Here is a 23364-nt window from a genome sequence, read left to right on the forward strand (position 1 = left end):
GTGGTTGACAAACCAACTCTTGCAATCGGTAAGGCCAGTTGGTATCAGCCCTCCCAAGAATATCGAGCGCGGATAATCCGGCGCCGTGGAATATTTGGGGGAACGGATGAAGCATCTGCTTTTGGATACAGCTCGCGTCGCACTCGTTGCCGCCAGCCTCGCGATGCCGGTCGCTGTACTGGCACAGGCTCAGCCTGCTGAGCCGCAGGCGGTCGCCCAGACCGCCGAGGCCGGGTCGGCTGCAGCGATCGACGAAGGCGGTGCCGCCCAAGGCGAGATCATCGTCACCGCCAACAAGCGCGCCGAGAACGTCCAGCGCGTGCCGCTTGCGGTCCAGGTGCTGTCGGGCAACCAACTTGCCGCCCAGTCGGTTCGCGCCTTCGACGACCTGACCCGCGTCGCGCCGTCGCTCGTCGTCCGCCCCGCCGAGCAGCCGCAGAATTCGTCGGTGTCGATCCGCGGCGTCGGCACCTACGCCTTCGGCATCGGTGTCGAGCCGAGCGTCGCGGTCGTTGTCGACGACGTGCCGATCTCGATCCAGGCACGCGCCTTCTCCGACTTGTCCGACATCGAGCGTATCGAAGTCCTGCGCGGTCCGCAGTCGACCCTGTACGGCAAGTCGGCGTCCGCCGGTCTCATCAATATCGTCACGCGCGCTCCGACCAAGGAACTGACGCTCGACGCCCACGCGATCGCGACGTCGGACTCCGAATTCGGCGGCGGGGCAAGCGTCTCGGGCCCGATCAGCCCCGATGCCGGCTACCGCGTCACCGGCAGCTACACCGACTTCGCCGGCAACGTTCGTAACCTCGCCAACGGCACCGACGTCAACGGGCGGACGGTGTTCACGCTGCGCGGCAAGCTGGTGTGGAACTCGCCGAGCGGCGTCGACGTCACGCTCAGCGGCAATTACGAGGATGGCTCGACCACCGTCGGGCGGCCCTTCATCGCCCTCGCCCCCGGTGCGCTGCTGCGCGGCAACCCGGCGCAGCCGGTCTCGGTCGTGCTTCCGGGTGTCACGGCAACCCCGAGCAACACTAACGTCGACCTCAACTTCCTGCCGGTGAACAAATATTACGGTGCGGGTGAAGCCCTGAAGATCGGCTACACCCTGCCGGGCGGGCAGAGCCTGTTGTCGATCACGTCGAACGACTATTACAAGCTACGTGACAACCTCGACCAGGACGACACCTCGTCGACGGTCTACGACAATCGCCAGGTCGGGCAGTTCGTCGCCAAGCAGGTTACGCAGGAAGTGCGGCTGCTCGCGCCCAACTCCGCCAAGTTCCGTTATACGCTCGGCCTGTTCTATGCCGACAACGACCTCGCGCGTAACTTCTTCCGCGGGCCGTTGTTCTCGCTGGCCAACTGGCGGGCGACGTCGAAGTCGGAGCAGCTCGCGGCGTTCGGCCAGGTCGACTGGGACATCCTGCCCGGGACGACGATCACCGGCGGCGGGCGTTTCCAGCGCGAGACGATCCACTACAGCTTCATCGACATCCAGAACGGCAACGCCACCTTCCTCGGTAGTGCACGCGACGACTCGTGGACTTACAAGGCCGGCGTCAAGCAGCAGCTCACCAGCGACGTCTCGGTCTACGGCAGCTACACGACCGGGCATAAGGGCGAGACCTTCGACCTATCGACCGGTTTCAACGCCAACCGCGCAGCGGCCGGTCCGATCCGTCCTGAGACGTCGGACAGCATCGAGGCGGGCTTCCGCGGCCAGTTCTTCGACCGCCGCCTGACCTTCAACGCGACGGTCTTCACGACGACGTACAACGACTTCCAGGCGCAGGGCATCGAGTTCCTTGCAGATGGAACGCAGAACTTCCGCCTGACCAACGTCGGCAAGGTGAGGACGCGCGGTGTCGAAGTCGAGGTCGCGGCGCGGGTCTGGGACGACCTCAGCCTGAGCGGTTCGGTCACCTACGACGACGCCAAGATCCGCAGCTTCCCAGGCGCGCAATGCTACCCGGGCCAGACGGTTGCGCAGGGCTGCACCGGCGCTCCGGCGCGGCAGAACCTCGCCGGCTTCCGCCCGGCACAGGCGCCACTGTGGAAGGGGACGGCGACGTTCGACTATTCGCCCGAGATCGCCGGGCTGCCGGTTCGTCCCGTCATCCAGGGCAATTACGTCTACCAGAGCGCGGTCAACTACTCGATCAACCAGGATCCGCAGACGCTCCAGCGCGCCTTCGGCATCGCCAACTTCTCGGTCGGCTTCCGCACGATGAAGAAGCAGCTCGAGGTTTTCGCCTTTGTTAACAACGCGTTCGACAAGCATTATGCCGCGAACCTGTTCAACAGCCTGGGCAACTTCAACAACCAGCAGGCCACCCAGTCGCTCGTCCCGCGCGACTTCAGCCGCTACGGCGGCATCCGGGCGTCCTACTCGTACTGATGCGTTACGCCCGGTCCGGCTGAATTGCCGGGCCGGGCGGGGTGATGCGGGCGACGTCGCGCGGCCGTGGAAGGTTACACAAGTCCACGGAACGACCGGGTTTTGCGCGGGCTTTGCGGTCGTAAAGTTACACAAGTCCACACAACGACCGGGTTTTCGGCCTCGAATGACCGGATTTCCGGCTAGGTCACCGGCGCTCCCACCAGATCTCGTCATCCTCGCGCAGGCCGGGATACGAGTATGCATCGGGCGCAGTGCTTTGCGGCGGAAGTCTGCACGCCAGCGAGTCGCTGTTTGCGGGGAAGTCCACACGGCAGCGAGTTGCGTATTTGAGTCGCAGGTCCGGGTGCCAAAGGTTACACAAGTCCACACAACGACTGGGTTTTGCGCCTCGGCGGCGGGATTTGGTGCTCGATATCGTGATCCCCAAATTACGTCCGTCATCCCCGCGGAGGCAGGGATGACGACGATTTCGTGTGGGGCACCAGGCTTCGCAGTTGGAAGTCGACCCGCCAGCGGTTCGGAAGTCCACTAAGTCCACACGAACGAGGCAGTTCGCTCGCCTCCCCTCCCCTTCAGGGGAGGGGCGAGAGGCACGCCCCTTGGCGTGGCCCGGGGGTGGGGCAGTCGCCACAAGCTCAGTGCTCGTGGCGACTGCCCCACCCCCGGCTCCTCCCCTAAAGGGGAGGCGAGGAGAAAGGTCGCGGCTGACAATGAGAAAGAACACGGCTCGGCGCTGACGAAGCCCGACTCGAACCCGTCAGCGTAGCCCCCTATTTCCCATGTAGGACAGCGAATAAGCAGCCGCCGTTCCAATCGACTGGGCCTCAGGCTATGAATCTATGGCTGCTCCGACAGCCATCACCCCGCCAGGGGTTCCCGATACCGGTCGACGATTTGGCTTATGGGCTCGCCCAGCCCCGCGTGCACACCAATGTCACTTGCCGCGCCGTGACGGCCCGCTACGGTGCAGCCGTAACGAAGTCGCAGAGGTGCGCGTTGGCTGATCTGTTCGTGTCGTACAAATCGGAGGACAGGGAGCGCGTTGCACCGTTGGTCGCGGCACTCGAGGCCGATGGCGTCGGCCTGTGGTGGGATGCGCATCTCGGCGGGGGCGCTGCGTGGCGCGATACGATCGAGGCCGAGCTTAACGCCGCGCAGTGCGTGCTGGTGGTGTGGAGCACGCGTTCGACTGGGCCAGAGGGGACGTTCGTCCGCGACGAGGCGACGCGCGCGCTCGAACGCGGGGCTTATCTACCGGTCAAGTTCGACGATGTGCGACCGCCGCTTGGCTTCGGCGAGACGCAAGCGCTACCGCTGATCGGGTGGCGGGGCGACCGCGCCGACCCGCGCTATGTCGCGTTGCTAACGGCGGCGCGGGCGGTGATCGCGGGGACGCCACGCCCGCGGCCGGCGGCGGTGCCGATGGCCGCGGCCAAATCCGGCGTCGACCGGCGGCTCGTCATCGGCGGCGGGGTGGCGGTCGCGGCAGCGGCGGCGGGCGGCAGTGGCTGGTGGGCGCTCCACCGCGGAGCGGGCGCGGCGCAGGACAGCGTCGCCGTGCTGCCGTTCGCCAACCTGTCGGGTGATCCGGCGCAAGCGTATTTCTCGGACGGGATAGCCGAGGAACTGCGCAGCGCACTGACGACAATTGTGCGGCTCAAGGTCGCGGCGCGAACCTCGTCAGAACTGGTTCGGAGCGATGACGCGCAGACCGCGGCACACAAACTCGGCGTTGCCAATATTCTCACGGGCAGCGTTCGTCGTGGCGGGAACACGATCCGGGTCAAGGCCGATCTGGTCGATGGCACCACCGGGATCAGCAGATGGTCGCAAATGTACGACCGCGCCATCGGCGACGCGCTGGCGATCGAGACTGGCATCGCCGAGAGTGTGGCGAACGCGCTGCAGATTGCGCTGGGCCGCGAAGAAAAGCTGCTGCTGACGCTCGGCGGCACCACCAACCCGGCAGCGCGCGATGCCTTTCTGCGCGGGCAGGCGCATGGAGCCAAGCAGCAGACTGAGGCGTCGCTAAAGGAGTTTGATGCCGCGATCGCCGCCGACCCCAATTACGCGCTCGCACGGGCCGCACATGCGCAAGCAACGACGATTATCGCCGGCACTACGCTCGGCGGTGCCGCGCTGCGCGTGACACTGGCCGAGGCCGAGGCGGACGCGCGCCGCGCAATCGCGCTCGCTCCCGGCCTCGGCGTGCCGCTCGCGATGCTTGGCTTCGTCCTCGAAAACCGCCTTGATCTGCGTGGTGCCGCCGCCGCCTATGCTTCCGCTTACCGCGCCACGCCGGGCGATGCGGGGGTGTTGCGTCTCTTCGCCGATTTTCAGTCTTTGATAGGTCGCGGGGACGAGGCGACCGCGCTCTTCGGCCGTGCCCTCGCGCTCGATCCGTTGCGGCCCAATGCACAAGCCTGGTTTGGGAGTATCTTGCTCCGCGCTGGGCGTGTCGACGAGGCGATCGCAGCGCTGCGCCAAGCCCGCGCGCGATTGCCCGACAATGCCGCTGCCAAATTGTCGCTCGCGCTGGCCCTGATTGCCAAGGGCGGGTATGCCGAAGCGCGCGCTGTTGCCGCGACGCTTCCCGACGGTGATCAGTATCGCCTGACCTTCGATGCCATCGCTGCGGCGCGGCTCGGTGACCCCGTAGCGTCTGACCGGGCACTCGCCGAGTTGGTCCGCCGTTACAGCGACGATTCGCAGTATCAGATCGCCGAAATCCGCGCCCAGCGCGGCGAGCCCGACCTGGCGTTCGCTGCAATCAACCGTGCGTGGACGCTCGCCGATCCCGGCCTGGTCGACTTCAGAACCGACCTGCTGCTCGCCCCGCTGCACGCCGACCCGCGGTTCGCCGCGTGGCTCGCCAAAATCGGGTTTCCGTGATCGGGGTAGGCCGTGCCTGCGTGTCGATGATCAAAAGACGCAATGTTTGCTTACGCAGCCCGCGCTAAAAGCGGTTAGACCGCTATACCCCATAGCAGACGCTCAACGGTGCTACCTCCCGCGTTAATCCGGCGCGACCACCCGCAGCCGCGGCAGCAGCAGATGGACGATCAGCAGCGCGACCAAGTAGATCGAACTCGCCCAGATGAAGATCGGTTGATAGCTGCCGATGCTGTCGAGGATCGCGCCGACCGACTTCGCCATGATCATGCCGCCGATCGCGCCCGCCGCGCTGCCGATGCCGATGACCGAGGCGACCGCGCTCTTGGGAACGGTGTCGGTGACGAGGGCGTACAGGTTCGACGACCAGCCCTGATGCGCCGCGGCGGCGAGCCCGAGGATGGCGACCGCGAGCCACAGGTTGCTGACGCCGCTGGCGAAGGCGACGGGGATGACGAGCACCGCCGACACCAGCAGCGCGATCTTGCGCCCGTCGTTGACGCTGAAGCCGCGCTTGATCAGCGTTGCCGACAGCCAGCCGCCGCCGATGCTGCCGACATCGGCGAGGACGAAGATGACCACGAGCGGCGGCCCGAAGGTCGTCAGGTCGAGGTGGTACGTCTTGGCGAAGAAGTCGGGCAGCCAGAACAGGAACAAATACCAGATCGGATCGGTCAGGAATTTGGCGACGACGAACGCCCATGTAGCGCGCAGCCGGAACAGCGCGCTCCAGCGGACCGGGGCGGTGGGTTCGGGCGGATCGCTCTCGATCAGCGCGAGTTCGGCGGCGCCGAGGCGTTTATACGCGCGGGGCACGCGGTAGATCATCAGCCACGCGGCGAGCCAGATGAAGCCGATCGCGCCGGTGACGATGAACGCCGACCGCCAGCCGAAGGCGAGGACGAGGACCGGCACGAGCAGCGGCGTGATGACCGCGCCGACGTTCGACCCGGCGTTCATCAGCCCGGCGGCGAGCGCGCGCTCGCGCTTGGGGAACCATTCGGCGATCGTCTTGATCCCGGCGGGGAAGTTGCCCGCCTCGCCGAGACCGAGGGTGAAGCGGACGACGGCGAAGCCGACGGCGCTGCGGACCCCGGCGTGGAGGATCGCGGCGACGCTCCACACGCCAATCGCGACGGCATAGCCGCGCCGCGTGCCGATCCGGTCGATGATCCGGCCAAAGCCGAGCAGGCCGATCGCGTACGCCGCCTGGAACCAGAAGACGATGTCGGCATAGTCGGTCTCGGACCAATGGAGTTCGGTCGTCAGCGTCGGCTTGAGGACGCCCAGCACCTGCCGGTCGAGATAATTGATCGTCGTCGCAAAGAAGAGGAGCGCCGCGATCGTCCAGCGGACGTGCCCGGCGACGGGGGATCGCTCGGTCGGCTGGGTGCGGTTCAAGGGCGCTGCCTCGTTCATTGGCGGGGGACGACGCGGAGGCCGCGACGGCCATCGCGGTCGGCGGGCGTGACGTGACCGTCGCTGTGGAGGGTTCGCATTTCGCCGGGGGGGAGCAGGATCGTCAAGCCCGGCGGCTCGGCGCGGTGGGGTCCGCCGCGCGTGACCGACAGATGGAGCGCGTCGCCGGTCGCGGTGCCGGTGATCGTCCAGCGGTCGCAATCGCCATCGAGATAGGCGTAGCTCGAGCCGTCGTCGTCGAAGCCCGACCACGCGAAGTCGCCGTCGCCGACCGGGGGGAACAGCCAGACGCCGAGGTCGCGGGGGCCGGGGCGGAACCCGCCGTCGGCGAGGTCGACGAGCATCGCCGATCCGGCACGGGCGAACAGCGGGGGCGGGCCGTCAAGCGGCGCTGCGACCTCGGTCTCGACCCCGCCGGGCAGGACCGCGCCGGTCCAGACGTCGAGCCATGCGTCGCTCCCCGGCGGGCGGACGCGGCGGGCCGATGCTCCCGGATCGACGACGAGCGCGGCGAGGACGTCGCGGCCGAGGAGCTGGTCGTCGCCATCGAACCATGCGCCGGCGTCGCCGGGATGATCGAGCCACAGGGGGCGGACGATCGGCTCATAGTCGGCATGGTAGCGGTGGAGCAGGTCGTAGAAGAACGGGACCAAGGTCTGCCGCAGCCGCATCAGCCGGGCGATCGCGGGGATCGCTTGCGCGTGCATCCACGGCTCGTTGACGCTGCGGTCGTCGTTCCAGCTATGGATGCTGAAGCGTGGCATCAGCACGCCCGCCTGGACCCAGCGCGTCAGCAGCTCGGCGTCGGGGGCGGGGCCGGCGAAACCGCCGATGTCGTGGCCGCTGTTCGACACTCCCGACAGCGCGAGGCCCAGTCCCATCTTGATGTTGTAGCGCAAGCTAGACCAGTTGGTGCGGTTGTCGCCCGACCATGTCTGGGCATAGCGGTGAAGCCCGGCCATCCCAGAGCGGATGACGACGTAGGGGCGCTCGACGGGGGCGTGGGCGACCTGCGCCGCGCGCGAGGCGCGGGTCATCAGCAGCGGTTGCACCGGCAGCGCAGCGGCGGCGGGGTAGGGAGTGCCGAAGCCGGCGAAGCGCGCGCGGTCGTCCCAAAGCTCGTATTCGTTATTGTCGTTCCACGTCGCGGCGATGCCGTTGTCGAGGAGCGACGTCGTCACCTGCCCGCGCCACCATGCGGCGGCGGCGGGGTTGGTGAAGTCGATGTAGCTGCCGACCTCGTCCCAGAACTGCGCCTCGACCGGCGCGCCGTCGGCGTCTGAGACCAGCAGCCCCGCCGCCGCGACCTCGGCGAACTTCGGGTGGTCGCGGAGGAGGGCGGGCTTGATGTTGGCGACGAGGCGCAGGCCAGCGGCGGCATAGGCGGCGGCGAACCCGGCGGGGTCGGGGAACTTGGTGCGGTTCCAGTGGAAGACGTAGCGCTTGTCGCCGATCGAGGTGTAGCCCGACGAGAAATGGAACGACGTGCAGCCGATGTCGTGGCGCTCGAGCCCGTCGACGAACTCCATCATCCGCGTGTCGGCGTCGGGCGCGTCGGTATAGGTCATCGTCGACCCCGAATAGCCGAGCGACCAGCGCGGCGGCATTGCCGGACGCCCGGTCAGCCAGGTGAAGCGGCGGGTCACGCCAAGCGGGTCGGGCCCGGCGATCATGTACAGGTCGAGGTCGCCCCCCGCCGCCGCGAAATGCCGGTAGGGGCCGTGGTAATTGTCGAGCTCGGCGCCGAGGTCGATCTCCGACCGCGCGACATTGTCGTAGAAGCTGCCGTGGCACGCGCCGTCGGCCTGCGCCGTCAGGAGATAGGCGATCGATTTGTACAGCGGGTCCGAGGCGCGCGCGTCATAGCCCATCGGGTCGATGTTGGTCAGGCGGAAGCGGCGTCCGGCGCGGTCCATCGCCCCCGACCGCTCGCCGAGGCCGTAATAGCGCTCGCCCTTGAGGCGCATCGCATAATGGTGGACGCGGCCGTCCCACCAGCCGAAGTCGTACGCCTGCGTCGGGCGGTCGACCGCCATCGTCCGCCAGCCGTCGCCGCTGCGCTGCTCCCAGCGGCACAGCAGCCCGATGCGCTGGATCGTCAGGCGGATCTGGGCGGTGGCGACGGTAATCGTGTCGGCGTCCTCGTCGACGGTGAACGGCGGCAGCGTGAAGCCGCCCACGTCCATCCGGTCGCGCCCCGGCTCGGCGATGTCGTCGGCTCCGGGCGCGATCGCCCAGCTCGGGGCACTCTTGACCGCGCCGTCGGGGAGCATGAGCAACCGGACGATGTCGTCCTTAAGGACGAAGATATGCGCGACCGCCGTGGTGTCGCTACTCAGCGTAATCCGGCCCGGACCGAAATCGGTGACGACGAACTCCGGCGGGGCGGAGAGGGTGGCGCGCCTCATGCGGCCACCGGCAGGGTCAGGCGCTTCATCATCACCACCAATACGATCGCGCCGATGATGTCGAACACGGCGAGGCAGGCGAACAACGGACCATAGCCCAGTGTATCGGCGAGTTGGCCGATCGCCAGCGAGAAGATCAGCCCGCCGGTCCACCCCGCCATGCCAACGAAGCCGTTCGCGGTCGCGACCTCGGCGGGGGTGAAGACGTCGGCCGACAGCGTGTTGATCATCACCGAGATCATCTGGTGCGCGAAGCCGCCGACGCAGAACAAGGCGATCGCGAGATACGGCCCGGTGGCCCACCCGATGCACCCCGGCGCGATCATCAGCACCGCGCCGATCGCGACGCCTGCGACGCGCGACGGGATCAACTTGAGCCCGCGGCGCATCAGGATCGGCGACAGATAGCCGCCGAACACCCCGCCCATGTCGGCGGCGAGGAACGGCAGCCACGCGAACAGCGCGATCGACTTCAGATCCATATGGCGCTCGGTGGCGAGGTAGAGCGGGATCCAGAAGCTGAAGGTCTGCCACGCCGGTTCGGCGAGGAAGCGCGGGATGGCGATCGCCCAGAAGCGCGCGGTCGACAGGATCGCGGCGGGCGAGACCTTGGCGTGGGCGACAACCGGGGGGCGGTCGGCCTCGATCAGCGTCAGTTCGTCGGGGGTGATGGCGAAATGATCGGCAGGCGAGCGGTAGAAGGCGTACCACAATCCTGCCCAAGCGAGGCCGAGCGCGCCGGTAACGACGAACGCCGCCTGCCAGTTGTAATAATAACTGATGCCGATGACGACCGGCGGGGCGAGCAACGCGCCGAGCGACGTCCCGGCGTTGAACCAGCCGACCGCGACCGATCGCTCCCGTGCCGGGAACCACTCGGCAATCGCCTTAATCCCCGACGGGATCGCCGCTGCTTCGCTCAAGCCCAGCAGCCCGCGGAATGCCGCGAGGCTCTGCCAGCCGCCGGCGAAGGCGTGGAGCATGTTCGACACCGACCACACCACCGCGAACAGCGCGAAGCCGAGGCGCAGCCCGACGAGGTCGATGATGTAGCCGCACACCGGCTGCATGACGGTGTAGGCGAGCTGGAACGCGCCGACGACGTAGCTGTATTGCTGCGTGGTGAAGCCGAAATCGGCCTTGAGCTGCGGCGCGAGGACGCCGAGCGAGTTCCGCGCGAGGTAATTGATGATCGTGCCGAGGCAGATCAGCGCGACGATCCACCAGCGGAGGTGCGCGATGCGACGGACGGTCATGGTGTCGGCGTTGCGATCAATCACGCCTCCCCAGGCTGAACGAAGCGGTAGACCAGTCTCGATCGCCTGTCTATATTGGCCTGACCAGTCTTGGGGAAGGCACGTTCGATGAGGATTTACCGGCAGCTTGTCGTGGCTGCATTGCTGGCCGGAACGGCCCCGTTGTCAACGCCTTCCATGGCGGCGACCGCCGTATCGACCGAGGGCCGCGAGGCGGTCGACCTCGCCCACGGCTGGCGCTTCCGCTTCGGCGGCGATGCGACCGGAATCACTGCTCCCGGCTTCGACGACAACAAATGGCAGTCGGTCGACCTGCCGCACACGTGGAACCGGCTCGGTGAGTACGCCACCGTCCGCTCGCCCGAAACGAACAATTCGCAGGGTATCGGCTGGTACCGGCTCGGCTTTACCGCCCCCGCAGCTGCTCCCGGGCGGCGGCAATATCTCCAGTTCGACGGCGTCGGCAACATCGCCGAGGTCTGGGTCAACGGCACCCGCGCGGGCGAGCACAAGGGCGCGTTCTCGCGCTTCCGCTTCGACGTCACGTCGCTGCTCAAGCCGGGTGCGCCGAACCTGATCGTCGTCAAGGCCGACAATTCGAAGCCCGCACCGGGCAGCTCGACCGAAAACGTTATCCCGTTGGGCGGCGACTTCTTCATCTTCGGCGGGCTGTATCGCAAGGTCGCGCTGATCAGCGCCGGGCCTGCGAGCATCGACCTGCTCGATCACGGCGGGCCGGGCGTCTATGCCAAGGCGACGTCGGTTACCCCCGACCGCGCCGAGGTCGAGGTCGTCACCCGCCTCCGCAACGCCGGCCGCGCACAAAAGCTGAGCGTCGTCACGACGATCGCCGATGCCTCGGGCGCGACTGTCGCGACGACGACGATGCCCGTCACGCTCGCCGCGACCGGCGATGCGCGCCAGTCGTTGAACGTGCCCAAGCCGCACCTGTGGAACGGCCGCGCCGACCCGTACATGTACACAGTCGGGGTCGAACTGCGCGACGGCGCGGCGGTGATCGACAAGGTCGTCCAGCCGCTCGGCATCCGCACCTTCCACGTCGACGTCAACGACGGCTTTTCGCTCAACGGCAAATATCTGCAGCTCGTCGGCGCGGCGCGGCACCAGGATCGCCCGGTCAAGGGCTGGGCGCTGTCGCCGGCCGACCATGCCGAGGACATGGCGATCATGGCCGACATGGGGGCGAACACCGTCCGCATGGCGCATTACCAGCACGCGCAGGAATGGGACGATGCGGCGGACAAGACCGGCATGGTCGCATGGGCCGAAATCCCCTTCGTCAACGGCGTGTCGTTCGGCGACGGCGAGGCGGCATCGGCGGCGCTGACCGCGAACGCGCGCGAGCAGCTCACCGAGCTGATCCGGCAGAACTATAATCACCCGTCGATCATGATGTGGTCGGTTGGTAACGAAGTCGATATCGGCGCGAACTTCGGGCGCAGCAGCAAGGCGCCGCAGTCGCTCGGGCTCCTCAAGGACCTCGCTGCGCTGGCGAAGGCGGAGGATCCGTCGCGGCCGACGACCTTTGCCGATTGCTGCGAGGAAAGCGGCGACCGCTCGCCCCCCGGCCAGCAGATGCTCGCCGGGGCGACCGACCTGATGGGCTACAACCGCTATTACGGCTGGTATTACGGCAAGCCCGCTGAATTCGGTCCGAAGCTCGACCATTTCCACGCGAAGCACCCGACGGTGCCGATGTCGGTCAGCGAGTATGGCGCGGGCGGGGCGTTGTCGCAGCACAGCGACAATCCGCTCGGCGGCCCGGTCAGCACCTTCGGCCGCCCGCACCCCGAGGAGTTCGAGAGCTGGTACCACGAGGAATCGTGGAAAGCGCTCAAGGACCGCAAATATCTGTTCGCCGACTGGGTGTGGAACCTGTTCGATTTCTCGTCGGACCTGCGACAGGAGGGCGACGCGATCGACCTCAACGACAAGGGGCTGGTCACCTATGACCGCAAGATCAAGAAGGACGCGTTCTACTTCTATCGCGCCAACTGGTCGTCCGAGCCAACGCTCCACATCACCAGCAGCCGCTACGTCGATCGCGCCTATCCGGTGACGAACGTCCGCGTCTACAGCAACGCCGACAAGGTCGCGTTGACGGTCAATGGCGTCGCGATTGGATCGCAGCCGTGCCCGGATCGGATCTGCGTCTGGCCGAACGTCGCGCTCAAGCCGGGCGCGAACGCCGTCATGGTCTCCGCCGAGATCGGCGGGGCGATGCGGACCGACAGCGTGACATGGAACGGACCCGATCTCGCCAAGGGCTTTCACCTCGACGCGGGCGACCTCGCCGCCCGGCTCGGGCCCGACGGCGTCCGTCATGGATCGGACACCTTCTTCACGGGCGGCACCGCGAAGCAGTTGAATGTCCGTGCCGGCTTCGGCGACACTCGCAAACAGGTAAAGAAAGTGGTCACCGGCGCGGGCGACCTGACGGCGTACGACTATTACCGCGAAGGATCGTTCGGCTACGACCTGCCGATCCCGAACGGCCGCTGGACGGTGACGGTGGCGACCTTCGAACCCAACGAGGCGCTGGCCGGTTCGCGCAGCTTCACCGTCACGACGAGCGGCGGCAAGGGCGTCACTGGCTACAATCCGTCGAAGGCGGCGGGGGGAGTGCTCAAGGCGGCGGCGCTGTCGATCCCGGTGACGGTGCGCGACGGCCACCTCACGCTCGATTTTGCCGGCGTCGGCGGCCCGGCGGTCGTCGCGGCGATCGACGTGATGCCGCGGTAGCTGCTTAGCTGGTCATCCCGGCTGGCTGCCGGAATGACGCCAATTGCGGAGCCAGTCCGATCCGACTCTCGGGATACGGCGCTATCGACGTTCGTGCCGGGATTGCGCCCGACTGCAGGACGATCCAGCCCGCGAGGCGATGCCCTGCCAGCGCTGCGGTCGTTGGGTCGGCGCCGTCGATGCGCGCGTCGATATACGCAGCGTTGAAGGCGTCGCCCGCGCCACTGGTATCGATCGGCGAAAGCACCACCGGCGGGGCGACGATCCTGCCGTCACCGAGGCGACAGCCTTCGCTACCAAGTTTGACGACAACCTCGCGGCAGCCGCGCGCGATCCAGTGACGCGCGACATCTGCCGCATCGCGCGCCCCGAGCGCGCGCTCGTCGTCGAGCGTCGGCAGGCCGATATCGCAGCATTCGAGCGCAGCATCGCGCGCCGCCACCGCGGTTGCGACATCGGGCCACAGTCGCGGGCGGTAGTTGCCGTCGAACACCACGCGGCCGCCGTTGGCCCGGACCCGGCGGCAGACATCGAACAGGCGGCCGCGCGCGAGCTTGGGCAGGATCGCGAGCGTAATCAGCGAGTAGACGAACCAGTCGGCCCGCTCGGCGGCGGCCAGCATCGCCGCACTTGCGGGCAGGTCGAACATCTGTCGCGCCGCGCTATGTTCGCGCCAATAGGTGAAGCTGCGCTCGCCGCTGTCGGTGCGGATCATGTAGAGGCCCGGACCGCGCACCGGGTCTGTCGCGATCAGCGTGGTGTCGAGGCCTTCGCTCTTCCACTCTCGCCGCAGATCGAGGCTTTCACGGTCGCTGCCGAGCGCAGTGACGTAAGCGACGTCACGCCCGCAACGCGCAAGATGGATCGCGGTGTTGAGCGTGTCCCCGCCATAGCCGATCTGCGCCGCGCCGCCCGCGCCCCGCGCGACTTCGATCATGCCTTCGCCAGCGACGCAGATTCGCATCTACCAGTTCCAAAGTGTTCCGTCTTCGAGACGAGCGACGGGGAGATATGCGGGCTTATACGGATAGCGTGCTGCTATGGTTTCATCAATGTCAACGCCGTGTCCAATTGCATCGCCGGGGTGGAGATATCCGTCGGCGAACGAATAGGCGTGCGGGAAGACCTCGTCGGTCTCGGGCGTGTGGCGCATGTATTCCTGGATGCCAAAGTTCGGCACCCATGTGTCGAAATGGAGCGCCGCGCCCATCGTCACCGGCGACAGGTCGGTCGCGCCGTGGCTGCCGGTGCGGACCTGGTATAGCGCGGCGAAGTCGGCGATGCGGCGCAGGTGGGTGATGCCGCCGGCGCGGACAACGGTGCAGCGGATATAATCGATCAGCTGGTTCTGGATGAGGTCCTTGCAGTCCCAGATGGTGTTGAAGATCTCGCCGACCGCGAGCGGTGTCGTCGTGTGCTGGCGGACCAGCTTGAACGCCTCCTGATTCTCAGCGGGGGTGCAGTCTTCGAGCCAGAACAGCTGGTACGGCTCGAGCGCCTTGCCGAGGTTGGCGGCCTCCATCGGCGTGTAGCGGTGGTGGCCATCGTGGAGCAGGTGATGGTCGAAGCCGTACGTCGCGCGCAATTTCTCGAACAGCTTGGGGACGAAATTCAACGACTTGCGCGTGTCCCAGACCGTCTCGGTCGGCAGCGCGGCGTCGGCGGGTTCGTAGTACATCGTGCCGCGCCCGACGCCGTACGCATCTTTCAATCCCGGCACGCCCGACTGCGCGCGGATCGCCTTGTAGCCCATCCCGATGTAGCGCCCGACCTCGTCGACGGTCTGCTCGAGATCGGCACCGTTGGCGTGGCCGTAGACCATGACCCCGTCGCGACTTTTGCCGCCGAGCAGGTCGTACAGCGGCATCCCCGCCATCTTCGCCTTGATGTCCCACAACGCCGTGTCGACCGCCGCGATCGCCGCCATCGTCACCGGGCCGCGCCGCCAATAGGCACCGCGATAGCCATATTGCCAGATGTCCTCGATCCGCCGCGGATCACGTCCGATGAGGCACGGCGCAAGATGGTCGCGGAGGTACGACACCACGGCGAGTTCGCGCCCGTTGAGCGTGGCGTCGCCGATGCCGTAGACGCCCTGATCGGTCTCGATCTTGAGTGTGACGAAGTTGCGCCCCGGGCATGTAACGATGACCCTGGCGTCGGTGATCTTCATGCGCTCGATTGCCCCCGGCCGACCATTCAAGTAATTATCCAGGAACTTGACGTGCCGAGTGTGGCCTGTCAAGTTCGGACAAATTGGTAAGGCCTGTTTAATGGCTCTCGTGACCCTCGACAAGCGCGGGCGGCAACCCGCCACATCTGAGCCGGACCGGCTCTACCGCGAGCTGGCGCGCAAGCTGCTCGCGTCGCTGGCATCGGGTGCCTACAAGGTCGGTGACCGGCTCCCTGCCGAGCGCGAGCTTGCCGCCGATTATGCCGTCAGCCGCCCGACGGTGCGCGAGGCGATCATCGCACTCGAGGTCCAGGGCCTCGTCGAAGTCCGCGTCGGCTCGGGCGCCTATGTCCGGCGGCTCCCCGGGGCGGACGACATTCCCGGCTTTAACATCACCGCGTTCGAACTCACCGAGGCCCGGCTGCTGTTCGAGGGCGAATCGGCGGCGCTCGCCGCAACGCAGATCACCGACGCCGAAATCGCTGAACTCGAGGCGCTGGTCGACGAGATCGCCGACGAGAATCGCCGCGCCGGCGGCACTGAACAGGCCGACCGTGCCTTTCACATCGCAATCGCCCGGGCGACACGCAACACCGCAGTCCTCAACACCGTCGAGGAGTTGTGGCGGCTACGTTCGACTTCTCCCGAAAGCGCATTGCTCCACGCCAAGGCGCGGACCGCCAACGTCAAGCCGGTCGTCGACGAACACACCGCCGTGCTCGATGCCCTGCGTGCACACGATCCCGCGGCGGCGCGGGCGGCGATGCGCGCGCATCTCAGCGCGGTGCTCGACAGCCTGTTGTTTGCTACCGAGGAGCGTGCGATCGCCGAAGCGCGCCAGGCGGCGGAAACCAAGCGCGCGCGCTATGCCGTGACGGAATCCTAAAATGACGCGCCCGCTTATCCTTCACCCCGATCGCCTGCTGCCCGCCGACCCGGCAACGCGCGGAATCGCACGCGCGCTCTACGATCAGGTCGCGCATTTGCCGATCATCAGCCCGCACGGCCATACCGACCCGGCGTGGTTCGCCACCGATGCGGCGTTCGAGAACGCCACCGAGCTGCTGCTCAAGCCCGATCACTATGTTTTCCGCATGCTTTACAGCCAGGGCGTCGCGCTCGAATCGCTTGGCATCGGCGGCGGGTCGGTCGATCCGTGCGCGGCATGGGCGATCTTCGCGGCGAACTATCACCTGTTCCGCGGCACGCCGACGCGGCTGTGGCTCGACTGGGTCTTCGCCGAGGCGTTCGGCCTCGACGTCCAGTTCGAAGCGGCGACTGCCGACCATTATTACGACACGATCGGCGCGGCGCTCGCGACCCCCGCCTTCCGCCCGCGCGCCTTGTTCGACCGCTTCGGCATCGAGGTCATCGCCACGACCGAATCGCCGCTCGACAGCCTCGACCACCATCGCGCGATCCAGGAGAGCGGCTGGAGCGGACGGGTCGTCACCGCCTACCGCCCCGATGCCGTCGTCGACCCCGAGTTCGAGGGCTTCCGCGCCAACCTCGCGCGCCTGTCCGACCTGACCCGCGAGGATGCGTTCGGCTACGACGGCTATCTCGCTGCGCACCGCCAGCGGCGAGCGTTTTTCGCGTCGATGGGAGCGACGTCGACCGATCACGGTCATCCGACCGCCGCGACCGCCGACCTATCACCCGCCGACGCCGCGGCTCTGTTCGCCCGTGTCACCGCCGACACCGTCAGCCGCGCCGACGCCGAGCTGTTCCGCGCGCACATGCTGACGGTTATGGCGGGGATGAGCGTCGACGACGGCCTCGTCATGCAGCTCCACCCGGGGTCGTTCCGCAACCACAACCCGTCGCTGTTCGCGCGGTTCGGCCGCGACAAGGGCGCCGATATTCCGATGGCGACCGATTATGTCCACGGTCTGCGACCGCTGCTCGCGCGCTACGGCAACGACCCCCGGCTCACGCTGATCCTCTTCACCCTCGACGAGACGTCGTATTCGCGCGAACTTGCCCCGCTTGCCGGGCATTATCCGGCATTGCGGCTCGGTCCGGCGTGGTGGTTCCACGACAGCCCCGAGGGGATGCGCCGCTTCCGCCAGCAGGTCACCGAGACCGCGGGCTTCTACAACACCGTCGGCTTCAACGACGACACCCGCGCCTTCATGTCGATCCCGGCGCGCCACGACGTCGCCCGGCGGATCGATTGCGGGTTCCTTGCGGGCCTCGTCGCCGAGCACCGGCTCGAGGACTGGGAGGCAGCCGAACTTGCGGTCGACCTCAGCTACACCCTCGCCAAGCGAGCGTATAAATTATGAGGCTGGGCCGGGGAGTCGTGCTCCCCGCCGACGTCCAGCGCCCGGCCTATGACCGCGATGCGCAGGAAAGCGGCATCGTCCATCTCGGCATCGGCGCGTTCCACCGCGCGCACCAGGCGGTCTACACCGACGACGCAATGGACGCGGGCGACCGCGACTGGGCGATCACCGGCGTCTCGCTGCGGTCGCCCGAGATGCGCGACGCGCTCGCACCGCAGGACGGACTCTATACAGTCACCGAGCGCGACGGCGGTGGCGATATCACCCGCCTGATCGGCGCGGTCCGCCGTGTCCTCGTCGCCGCTGAAGACCCCGGCGCGGTGGTCGCCGCAATCGCCGCGCCCGCGACCCGCATCGTCAGCCTGACGGTGACCGAGAAGGGCTATTGGCGCGCGTCCGATGGCAGCCTCGACCCGGCGCTGCCCGACCTCGCGGGCGGAAAACCGATCAGCATCTTCGGGTTTCTCGCCGACGGGCTCGCGCGCCGCCGCGACGCCGGGGCAGGGGGGCTGACCCTCATCTCGTGCGACAATCTCGCGGGCAATGGGCGGCAGCTCGAACGCCTGCTGCAGACCGTGTTGACCGCGCGCGACCCGGCGCTCGCCGAGTGGGTCGCGGAGAATTGCACCTGCCCGTCGACGATGGTCGACCGCATCGTCCCCGCACCGACCGAGGCCGACCGCACCGCGATCGCCGCGCGCCTCGGCGTCCGCGACGAAGCCGCCGTCATCGCCGAGCCGTTCCGCCAATGGATCATCGCGGACCGTTTCGCCGGCGACCGGCCGCGCTGGGAGGCCGGGGGTGCCGAGTTCGTCACCGATGTCGCGCCGTATGAGATCGCCAAGCTGCGGATGCTCAACGGCGCACACTCGGCGCTCGCCTATCTCGGCCTCGCACGCGGTCATGTTTTCGTCCACGAGGCGGTCGCCGACCCGGCGATCGCGACGCTCGTCGAGCGGCTGATGCGCGACGAGGCGGCGGGCAGCTTCGTCCCCGCGCCGGGGCAGGACCTCGGCCGCTATGCGACCGCGCTGATGGCGCGCTTCGCCAACCCCGCGCTCAATCATCGCCTCGCGCAGATCGCGATGGATGGGTCGCAGAAGATCCCGCAGCGTTGGCTCGAGACGCTCGCGGCGCGTCGGGCGGCTGGCGGCGAGTGTCCATCGATCCTGCGCGCGCTGGCGGCGTGGGTCGATTACGTCCGCGGCGAGGGGCACACGGTCGACGACCCCGATGCGGGGGCACTCGCCGCGTGTTGGCAAAGCGCCGGGCGCGCGGGGGTGGTCGGCGCGCTGTTCGGCGAGCATGGGCGCTTCGCCAAGCGGTGGATCGCATCGGACGCCGAGCGCGAGGCGATCACTGCGAGCCTGGCGACCGGCTGAGGCTTTGCCACGGCACCGGTTTCGCGCGAGAAGCGTCGTGGTTCGAGGGGACAGATGAGCGACGCGGGCGATCAAGCGTATCTGGCGTTGCTAGTCGCCGCCTCGCAAGCTGGGCAGCAAGGCCAGTTCGCTGCCGCGATCACCGGCTTTCGCCGCGCCATTGCGGCACGGCCCGAGCGCTACGAAGCCTATGAGGGGCTGGCGCAATGCGAGGTCGCGGCGCGGCAGCCCGACGCGGCGCTGACGAGTTGGGACAAGGCTATCGCGCGCGCGCCGGGGTCGGCCGAATTGCTGTGTGGCAAGGCCGCCGTCCACCGCAGTCTCGCCCAACCCGACGCTGCGGCGGCGTTGTACGACAAAGCGCTGCGCCTCGACCCCGGCTGCATCGCCGCTGCGCTCGGCCGTATCGCGCTGTACGTCGACGCGGGGGAGAGTGCCGAAGCCGCCGCCGTGCTGGCGACGATCACCGGCCCTGATCGCGCACGCCTCGATGTGCAATGGACGGCGGCGCGGCTCGCGCTCGCGGCCGGCGATCTCGCGGCGGCGCGCGACGATGCGGCGGCGCTGGCGGAGACCCCCGGCCTCAACGACGCCCAACGGTCGGAGGCGCTCCTCCTGCTCGGTGAGATCCTCGACGGTCTCGACGATCCTGCGGCGGCGTTCGCGGCGGCGGCGGAGGGCAAGGCGCTCGCCCGCCGCCTGTACGCCGAACTTGCCGCGAGCCGCGAGAGCGAGGCGGCCAAGTCGGCGCGGCTCGGCGCGTGGTGGGGGGCGGCCCCCACGGCGGCGTGGACCGGCGCGCCGCGTGTGGCCGCGATCCCGGGCGAGGCCGCCGCGCATGTCTTCCTCATCGGCTTCCCGCGCTCGGGGACGACGCTGCTCGAACAGATATTGGCGGGGCACCCCGACGTCGTCGCGCTCGAGGAAGCGCCGACGCTGGCAGATCACTATGCCGAATTCCTCGCCGACGACGCAGGCTGCTCGCGGCTGGCAGCGCTGAGCGGCGTCGAGGCCGACCGCTGGCGCGCGCGGTACTGGGCGACCGTGGCCGAGGACGTCGATGTCCGCGGCAAGAGCTTCGTCGACAAGGCACCGGCTGGGACACTGACCTTGCCGCTGATCGCGCGGCTATTTCCGGAGGCGAGGATCCTGTTCGCGTTGCGCGATCCGCGCGACGTCGTCCTGAGCTGCTTCCGCAACGCCTTCCAGATGAACGCGATGACCTATGCTTTCACGTCGCTCGATGCGACCGCCGAGTGCTACGACGCGGTCATGGCGATGGCGGCCGCGTACCGGTCACGCTCGTCGCTGCCGCTGTTCGAGGTTCGGCACGAAGCGCTCGTCGATGATCTCGCCGCCGAGGTCGCGCGGGTGGCGGCGTTTATCGGGCTCGCAGCCCATGCCGCGATGGTGGATTTCGTCGGGACCGCCGCCCGCCGCGATGTCCGCACACCGAGCGCGCGGCAGGTCCGCGCCGGGATCAACCGGCGCGGGGTCGGGCGGTGGCGGGCCTATTCCGCCGATCTCGCCCCGGTGCTGCCGCGCCTCGACCGCTGGGTCGCGGCGTTCGGCTATCCGCCCGCTTAGAACTTCGCGCGGACGCCGAAGAACACCTGCGTGCCGTTGGCGTATACCGCGCGCGGCTGGTCGGTGGTCTGGGCGTAATACTTCAGCTTGGCGTTGGTGATGTTGAGCGCATCGACCGTCAGCGTCAGGTTCTTGGTAATCGCGAAATTGGCCGAGCCGTCGAGCGTGCCGTAATTGCTCTGGTTCTCGGCCGAGCTGCGATCGAGCCCGACGAAGTAATGCGACCGGTAGGTGTAGGCGAGCCGGACGTTGAGCGGGCCCTTATCGTAGTAGCCGACGACGTTGTAGGTGAACTTCGACGTGCCGACGAGCGGCGCGCCCGAGCTCTCGTGGCCGTTGACGTAGGTTCCGTTCGCCTGGAAGCCGAAGCCGTACGCGATCGGCTGCTGGAGCTGAAGCTCGACGCCCGAAAGCTGGCCGCTGGTGTTGGTCGGCGACGAGATCGTATAGTCGTGGAACTTGTTGTCGAGCTGGGTGAAGTAATTGCCGACGCTCGTGCCGAAGGTGACGTACGACTGCAGGTCGTCGTGGAAGACGCTGATCGCCGCGAGCGCCGCGGGGGCGTAATAATATTCGAGCGAGCCGTCGAACACCGTTGCCTTGATCGGGCGGAGGTTGGGGTTGCCGCCGCTGCCGGTGAAGTTGGTATCGGTCAGCGACACAGTCCCGCCGAGCGCGCTGAAGTCGGGACGCGACATCGTCTCGGCGGCGGCGAGGCGGAGCAGGACTTTCTGCGAGATGTCGAAGGTCAGGTTGATGCTCGGCAGGAAGTCGACGTAATTGTGCTTGACCTCGTTGATGTAGAACGGGCCGTACGCCGACGTCGTGATGACGTTGGCTGCGCACGTCGTCGGCACCGTCGCCGTCGCCGGGGCGCACGACACGGGGACGTTGACGAAGGCGCGTTCGCTGGTGCTGGCGACGCGGAGGCCGACGTTGCCACGCCAGCCCTCACCGCCGATGTGGGCCAGGATATAGCCCTCGACGTCGGTCTCCTTGACCTTGAATTCGCCGGGCCAGTATTCGTTCTGCGGCTGGACGATCGCCGAGATCGGTCCGCGAACGCCGCCGGCGATGTTGTTGATGACCTTGGTGATCGTCGCCGGGTCACCCGCGAGCGGGATCAGCAGTCCGGGAATGCCGAGCGCGTTGGCGTTGAACCCGCCCGGGTAGAGCGTCGGGTTGACCCCGGCGAAGTTGAACAGCCCGGCGCTATAGCATTGGCCGTCGGCGCCCAGCGTGCAGCCACGATCCCAGCCGACGGTCTGGCGCTTGTGCTCGGCGATGCGAACCCCGGCATCGATCGAGCGGAATGCGCCGCTGCTGATGTCGTAATTGGCGTCGAGCTTGCCGTAGGCTTCCTGGTCGGTCGAGGTGAACGTCTCGTTGATTGCGAAGTCGTTCGACACGCCGACCGGGCTGCCCGGGTTGATGTTCGCCGTGGTGACGGCAAAACCGTTGCCCGATGGTCCGTACGATACGCCGGTCGGGGCATCGACCTCGAAGAACGGCGACGACGGGGTGCGGCCGGTGCCGCGGGTGTAGCCGACCTGGCCCTTGATCGTCAGGCGGTCGGACGCCTTGTACGTCGCGTCGAGATTGGCGAACCAGCTCGCGGCATTGGCGTCTGGCCGGACGATATTGTCGGCGACGATGCCCTCGATCGGCTGGCCCGTGAACGGACCCGAGGTCGCGACAAGCGGGAAGCTCGCGGCGACGAGCGTGTTGTTCTTGACGGTGTAGCTGGTGGGGACATTGCGATCGAGTTCGCGCGATCCCCAGTAGAGGTAGTTGTCGTTGACGTTGCTCGCGTTGAGGTACGAGTAAAATCCGCTCGCCTTGAATTCGAGCTTGTCGGTCGCCTTCCAGTCGACCGTCGCCACGCCGCCTTCGCGCCGCCGCTGCTGGGTGAACAGCGTCGATCCGATCAGCGTCGGGGCCTGGACGCCGACGAGCGACGGGATCGCCGCGCCGGTCGCGTTGCTTGCGGTGATCGCGCCATAACCGAGCGTCTCCTGCCCATAGCGGCGCAGGCTGCGCTCCTCGTAGAAGCCTTGGACGATGACGCCGAGGGTGTTGTCGTCGTTGTGCCAGCCGATCAGCGCGTTGACCTGCGGCTTGGTCTCGTGGCTCTGGGTATTGTACGCCCCCTGCGCCGATGCCTCGACGGTCCACGTGCTCTTGAGGTCGAGCCCGCTGCGCAGGCGCAGGTCGATCGACCCGGCGACGCCGCCTTCGAGCAGCGACGCGTCCTGGGTCTTGCTGACGATGACCGCCGATACGATCTCCGACGGGAGCAGGTCGAAGCTGGTCGAACGGCCGACGGTCGAGAACTGGTCGAGGACGAACCAGTCGCCGGTCGCAACCGAGTGACCATCGATCGTGACCTGCGTCAGGCTGGGGGAAGTACCGCGGATCGAGACGCGGTTGTTCTCGTCGAAGCCGCCTTCGCCGCTTGATGCCGACGATGTGTTCAGGCCCGGAAGACGCTGGAGCGCATCGGCGACGTTCTTGTCGGGCAGCTTGCCGATGTCTTCGGCTGAGATTGCTTCGACATGATTGTCGCTCGTCCGCTTGAGGTCGATCGCGCGCTCAAGACTGGCGCGGACGCCGGTGACGACGATCTCGTCGGGCATCGGCGCGTCGGCGGCAAGCGCCGGCGCGGTGCCGAGGATGATCGCCAGGCTGCTCGCCGAGCCGACCAGAATATGCCGGTGCAATCTCATGATGTGTCCCCTTGAAAGTCTGCCCGCTCAATACATTCGTAGAACCATTGCCGGTCCTTTGGT

General features: G+C 67.5%; 13 protein-coding genes. 7 read left to right on the top strand and 6 right to left on the bottom strand.

Annotated elements, in window-relative coordinates:
* The first annotated feature begins 121 nt into the window (after nt 1-121).
* Nucleotides 122-2404, top strand: a complete 2283-nt coding sequence (locus KZX46_RS13705) for a TonB-dependent receptor (protein WP_226895959.1) — start codon at nt 122-124, stop codon at nt 2402-2404.
* Nucleotides 2405-3403: 999 nt separating this feature from the next.
* A complete protein-coding gene (locus tag KZX46_RS13710) occupies nt 3404-5299 on the top strand; it encodes a TIR domain-containing protein (RefSeq protein WP_219774459.1) in 1896 nt (631 codons plus the stop codon).
* Nucleotides 5300-5422: 123 nt separating this feature from the next.
* On the opposite strand, the gene KZX46_RS13715 is transcribed toward KZX46_RS13710, so the two are convergent.
* Genes KZX46_RS13715 through KZX46_RS13725 form a run of 3 tightly spaced genes read right to left on the bottom strand, consistent with a single transcriptional unit; the run spans nt 5423 to nt 10382 of the window.
* A complete protein-coding gene (locus KZX46_RS13715) occupies nt 5423-6718 on the bottom strand; it encodes an MFS transporter (RefSeq protein ID WP_219774460.1) in 1296 nt (431 codons plus the stop codon).
* Nucleotides 6715-9126, bottom strand: coding sequence for a TIM-barrel domain-containing protein (locus KZX46_RS13720; RefSeq protein ID WP_219774461.1), 2412 nt, complete (start codon nt 9124-9126; stop codon nt 6715-6717). The genes KZX46_RS13715 and KZX46_RS13720 overlap by 4 nt, the downstream gene beginning before the upstream one ends.
* Entirely contained in the window at nt 9123-10382 is a 1260-nt protein-coding gene (locus tag KZX46_RS13725; RefSeq protein ID WP_219774462.1) for an MFS transporter, read from the bottom strand. The genes KZX46_RS13720 and KZX46_RS13725 overlap by 4 nt, the downstream gene beginning before the upstream one ends.
* A gap of 108 nt (nt 10383-10490) precedes the next feature.
* On the opposite strand from KZX46_RS13725, the gene KZX46_RS13730 reads away from it, so the two are divergent.
* Nucleotides 10491-13145: a glycoside hydrolase family 2 TIM barrel-domain containing protein gene (locus KZX46_RS13730; RefSeq protein ID WP_219774463.1), complete on the top strand. Its 2655-nt coding sequence runs from the start codon at nt 10491-10493 to the stop codon at nt 13143-13145.
* 4 nt (nt 13146-13149) lie between these two features.
* On the opposite strand, the gene KZX46_RS13735 is transcribed toward KZX46_RS13730, so the two are convergent.
* Together KZX46_RS13735 and manD are read right to left on the bottom strand one after the other, a co-directional pair.
* Nucleotides 13150-14109 carry a sugar kinase gene (locus KZX46_RS13735; RefSeq protein ID WP_226895961.1) on the bottom strand — a complete coding sequence of 320 codons (960 nt, stop codon included), beginning with the start codon at nt 14107-14109 and terminating at the stop codon, nt 13150-13152.
* Nucleotides 14110-15318, bottom strand: coding sequence for a D-mannonate dehydratase ManD (gene manD, locus KZX46_RS13740; RefSeq protein WP_219774464.1), 1209 nt, complete (start codon nt 15316-15318; stop codon nt 14110-14112).
* Between the two features lie 100 nt (nt 15319-15418).
* On the opposite strand from manD, the gene KZX46_RS13745 reads away from it, so the two are divergent.
* Genes KZX46_RS13745 through KZX46_RS13760 form a run of 4 tightly spaced genes read left to right on the top strand, consistent with a single transcriptional unit; the run spans nt 15419 to nt 20575 of the window.
* Nucleotides 15419-16204, top strand: a complete 786-nt coding sequence (locus KZX46_RS13745; protein ID WP_219774465.1) for a FadR/GntR family transcriptional regulator — start codon at nt 15419-15421, stop codon at nt 16202-16204.
* A 1-nt stretch (nt 16205) separates the two neighbouring features.
* Nucleotides 16206-17606 carry a glucuronate isomerase gene (gene uxaC / locus KZX46_RS13750; protein ID WP_219774466.1) on the top strand — a complete coding sequence of 467 codons (1401 nt, stop codon included), beginning with the start codon at nt 16206-16208 and terminating at the stop codon, nt 17604-17606.
* Entirely contained in the window at nt 17603-18988 is a 1386-nt protein-coding gene (locus KZX46_RS13755) for a mannitol dehydrogenase family protein (RefSeq protein ID WP_219774467.1), read from the top strand. The genes uxaC and KZX46_RS13755 overlap by 4 nt, the downstream gene beginning before the upstream one ends.
* A 54-nt stretch (nt 18989-19042) precedes the next feature.
* Nucleotides 19043-20575: a sulfotransferase gene (locus KZX46_RS13760; protein ID WP_219774468.1), complete on the top strand. Its 1533-nt coding sequence runs from the start codon at nt 19043-19045 to the stop codon at nt 20573-20575.
* Here KZX46_RS13760 and KZX46_RS13765 read toward each other — a convergent pair.
* A complete protein-coding gene (locus tag KZX46_RS13765; protein WP_219774469.1) occupies nt 20572-23301 on the bottom strand; it encodes a TonB-dependent receptor in 2730 nt (909 codons plus the stop codon). The two genes, KZX46_RS13760 and KZX46_RS13765, sit on opposite strands and share 4 nt — an antisense overlap.
* Nucleotides 23302-23364 lie beyond the last annotated feature (63 nt).

This window comes from Polymorphobacter sp. PAMC 29334 (genome assembly GCF_019431245.1).
Lineage (GTDB): Bacteria > Pseudomonadota > Alphaproteobacteria > Sphingomonadales > Sphingomonadaceae > Polymorphobacter_B > Polymorphobacter_B megasporae.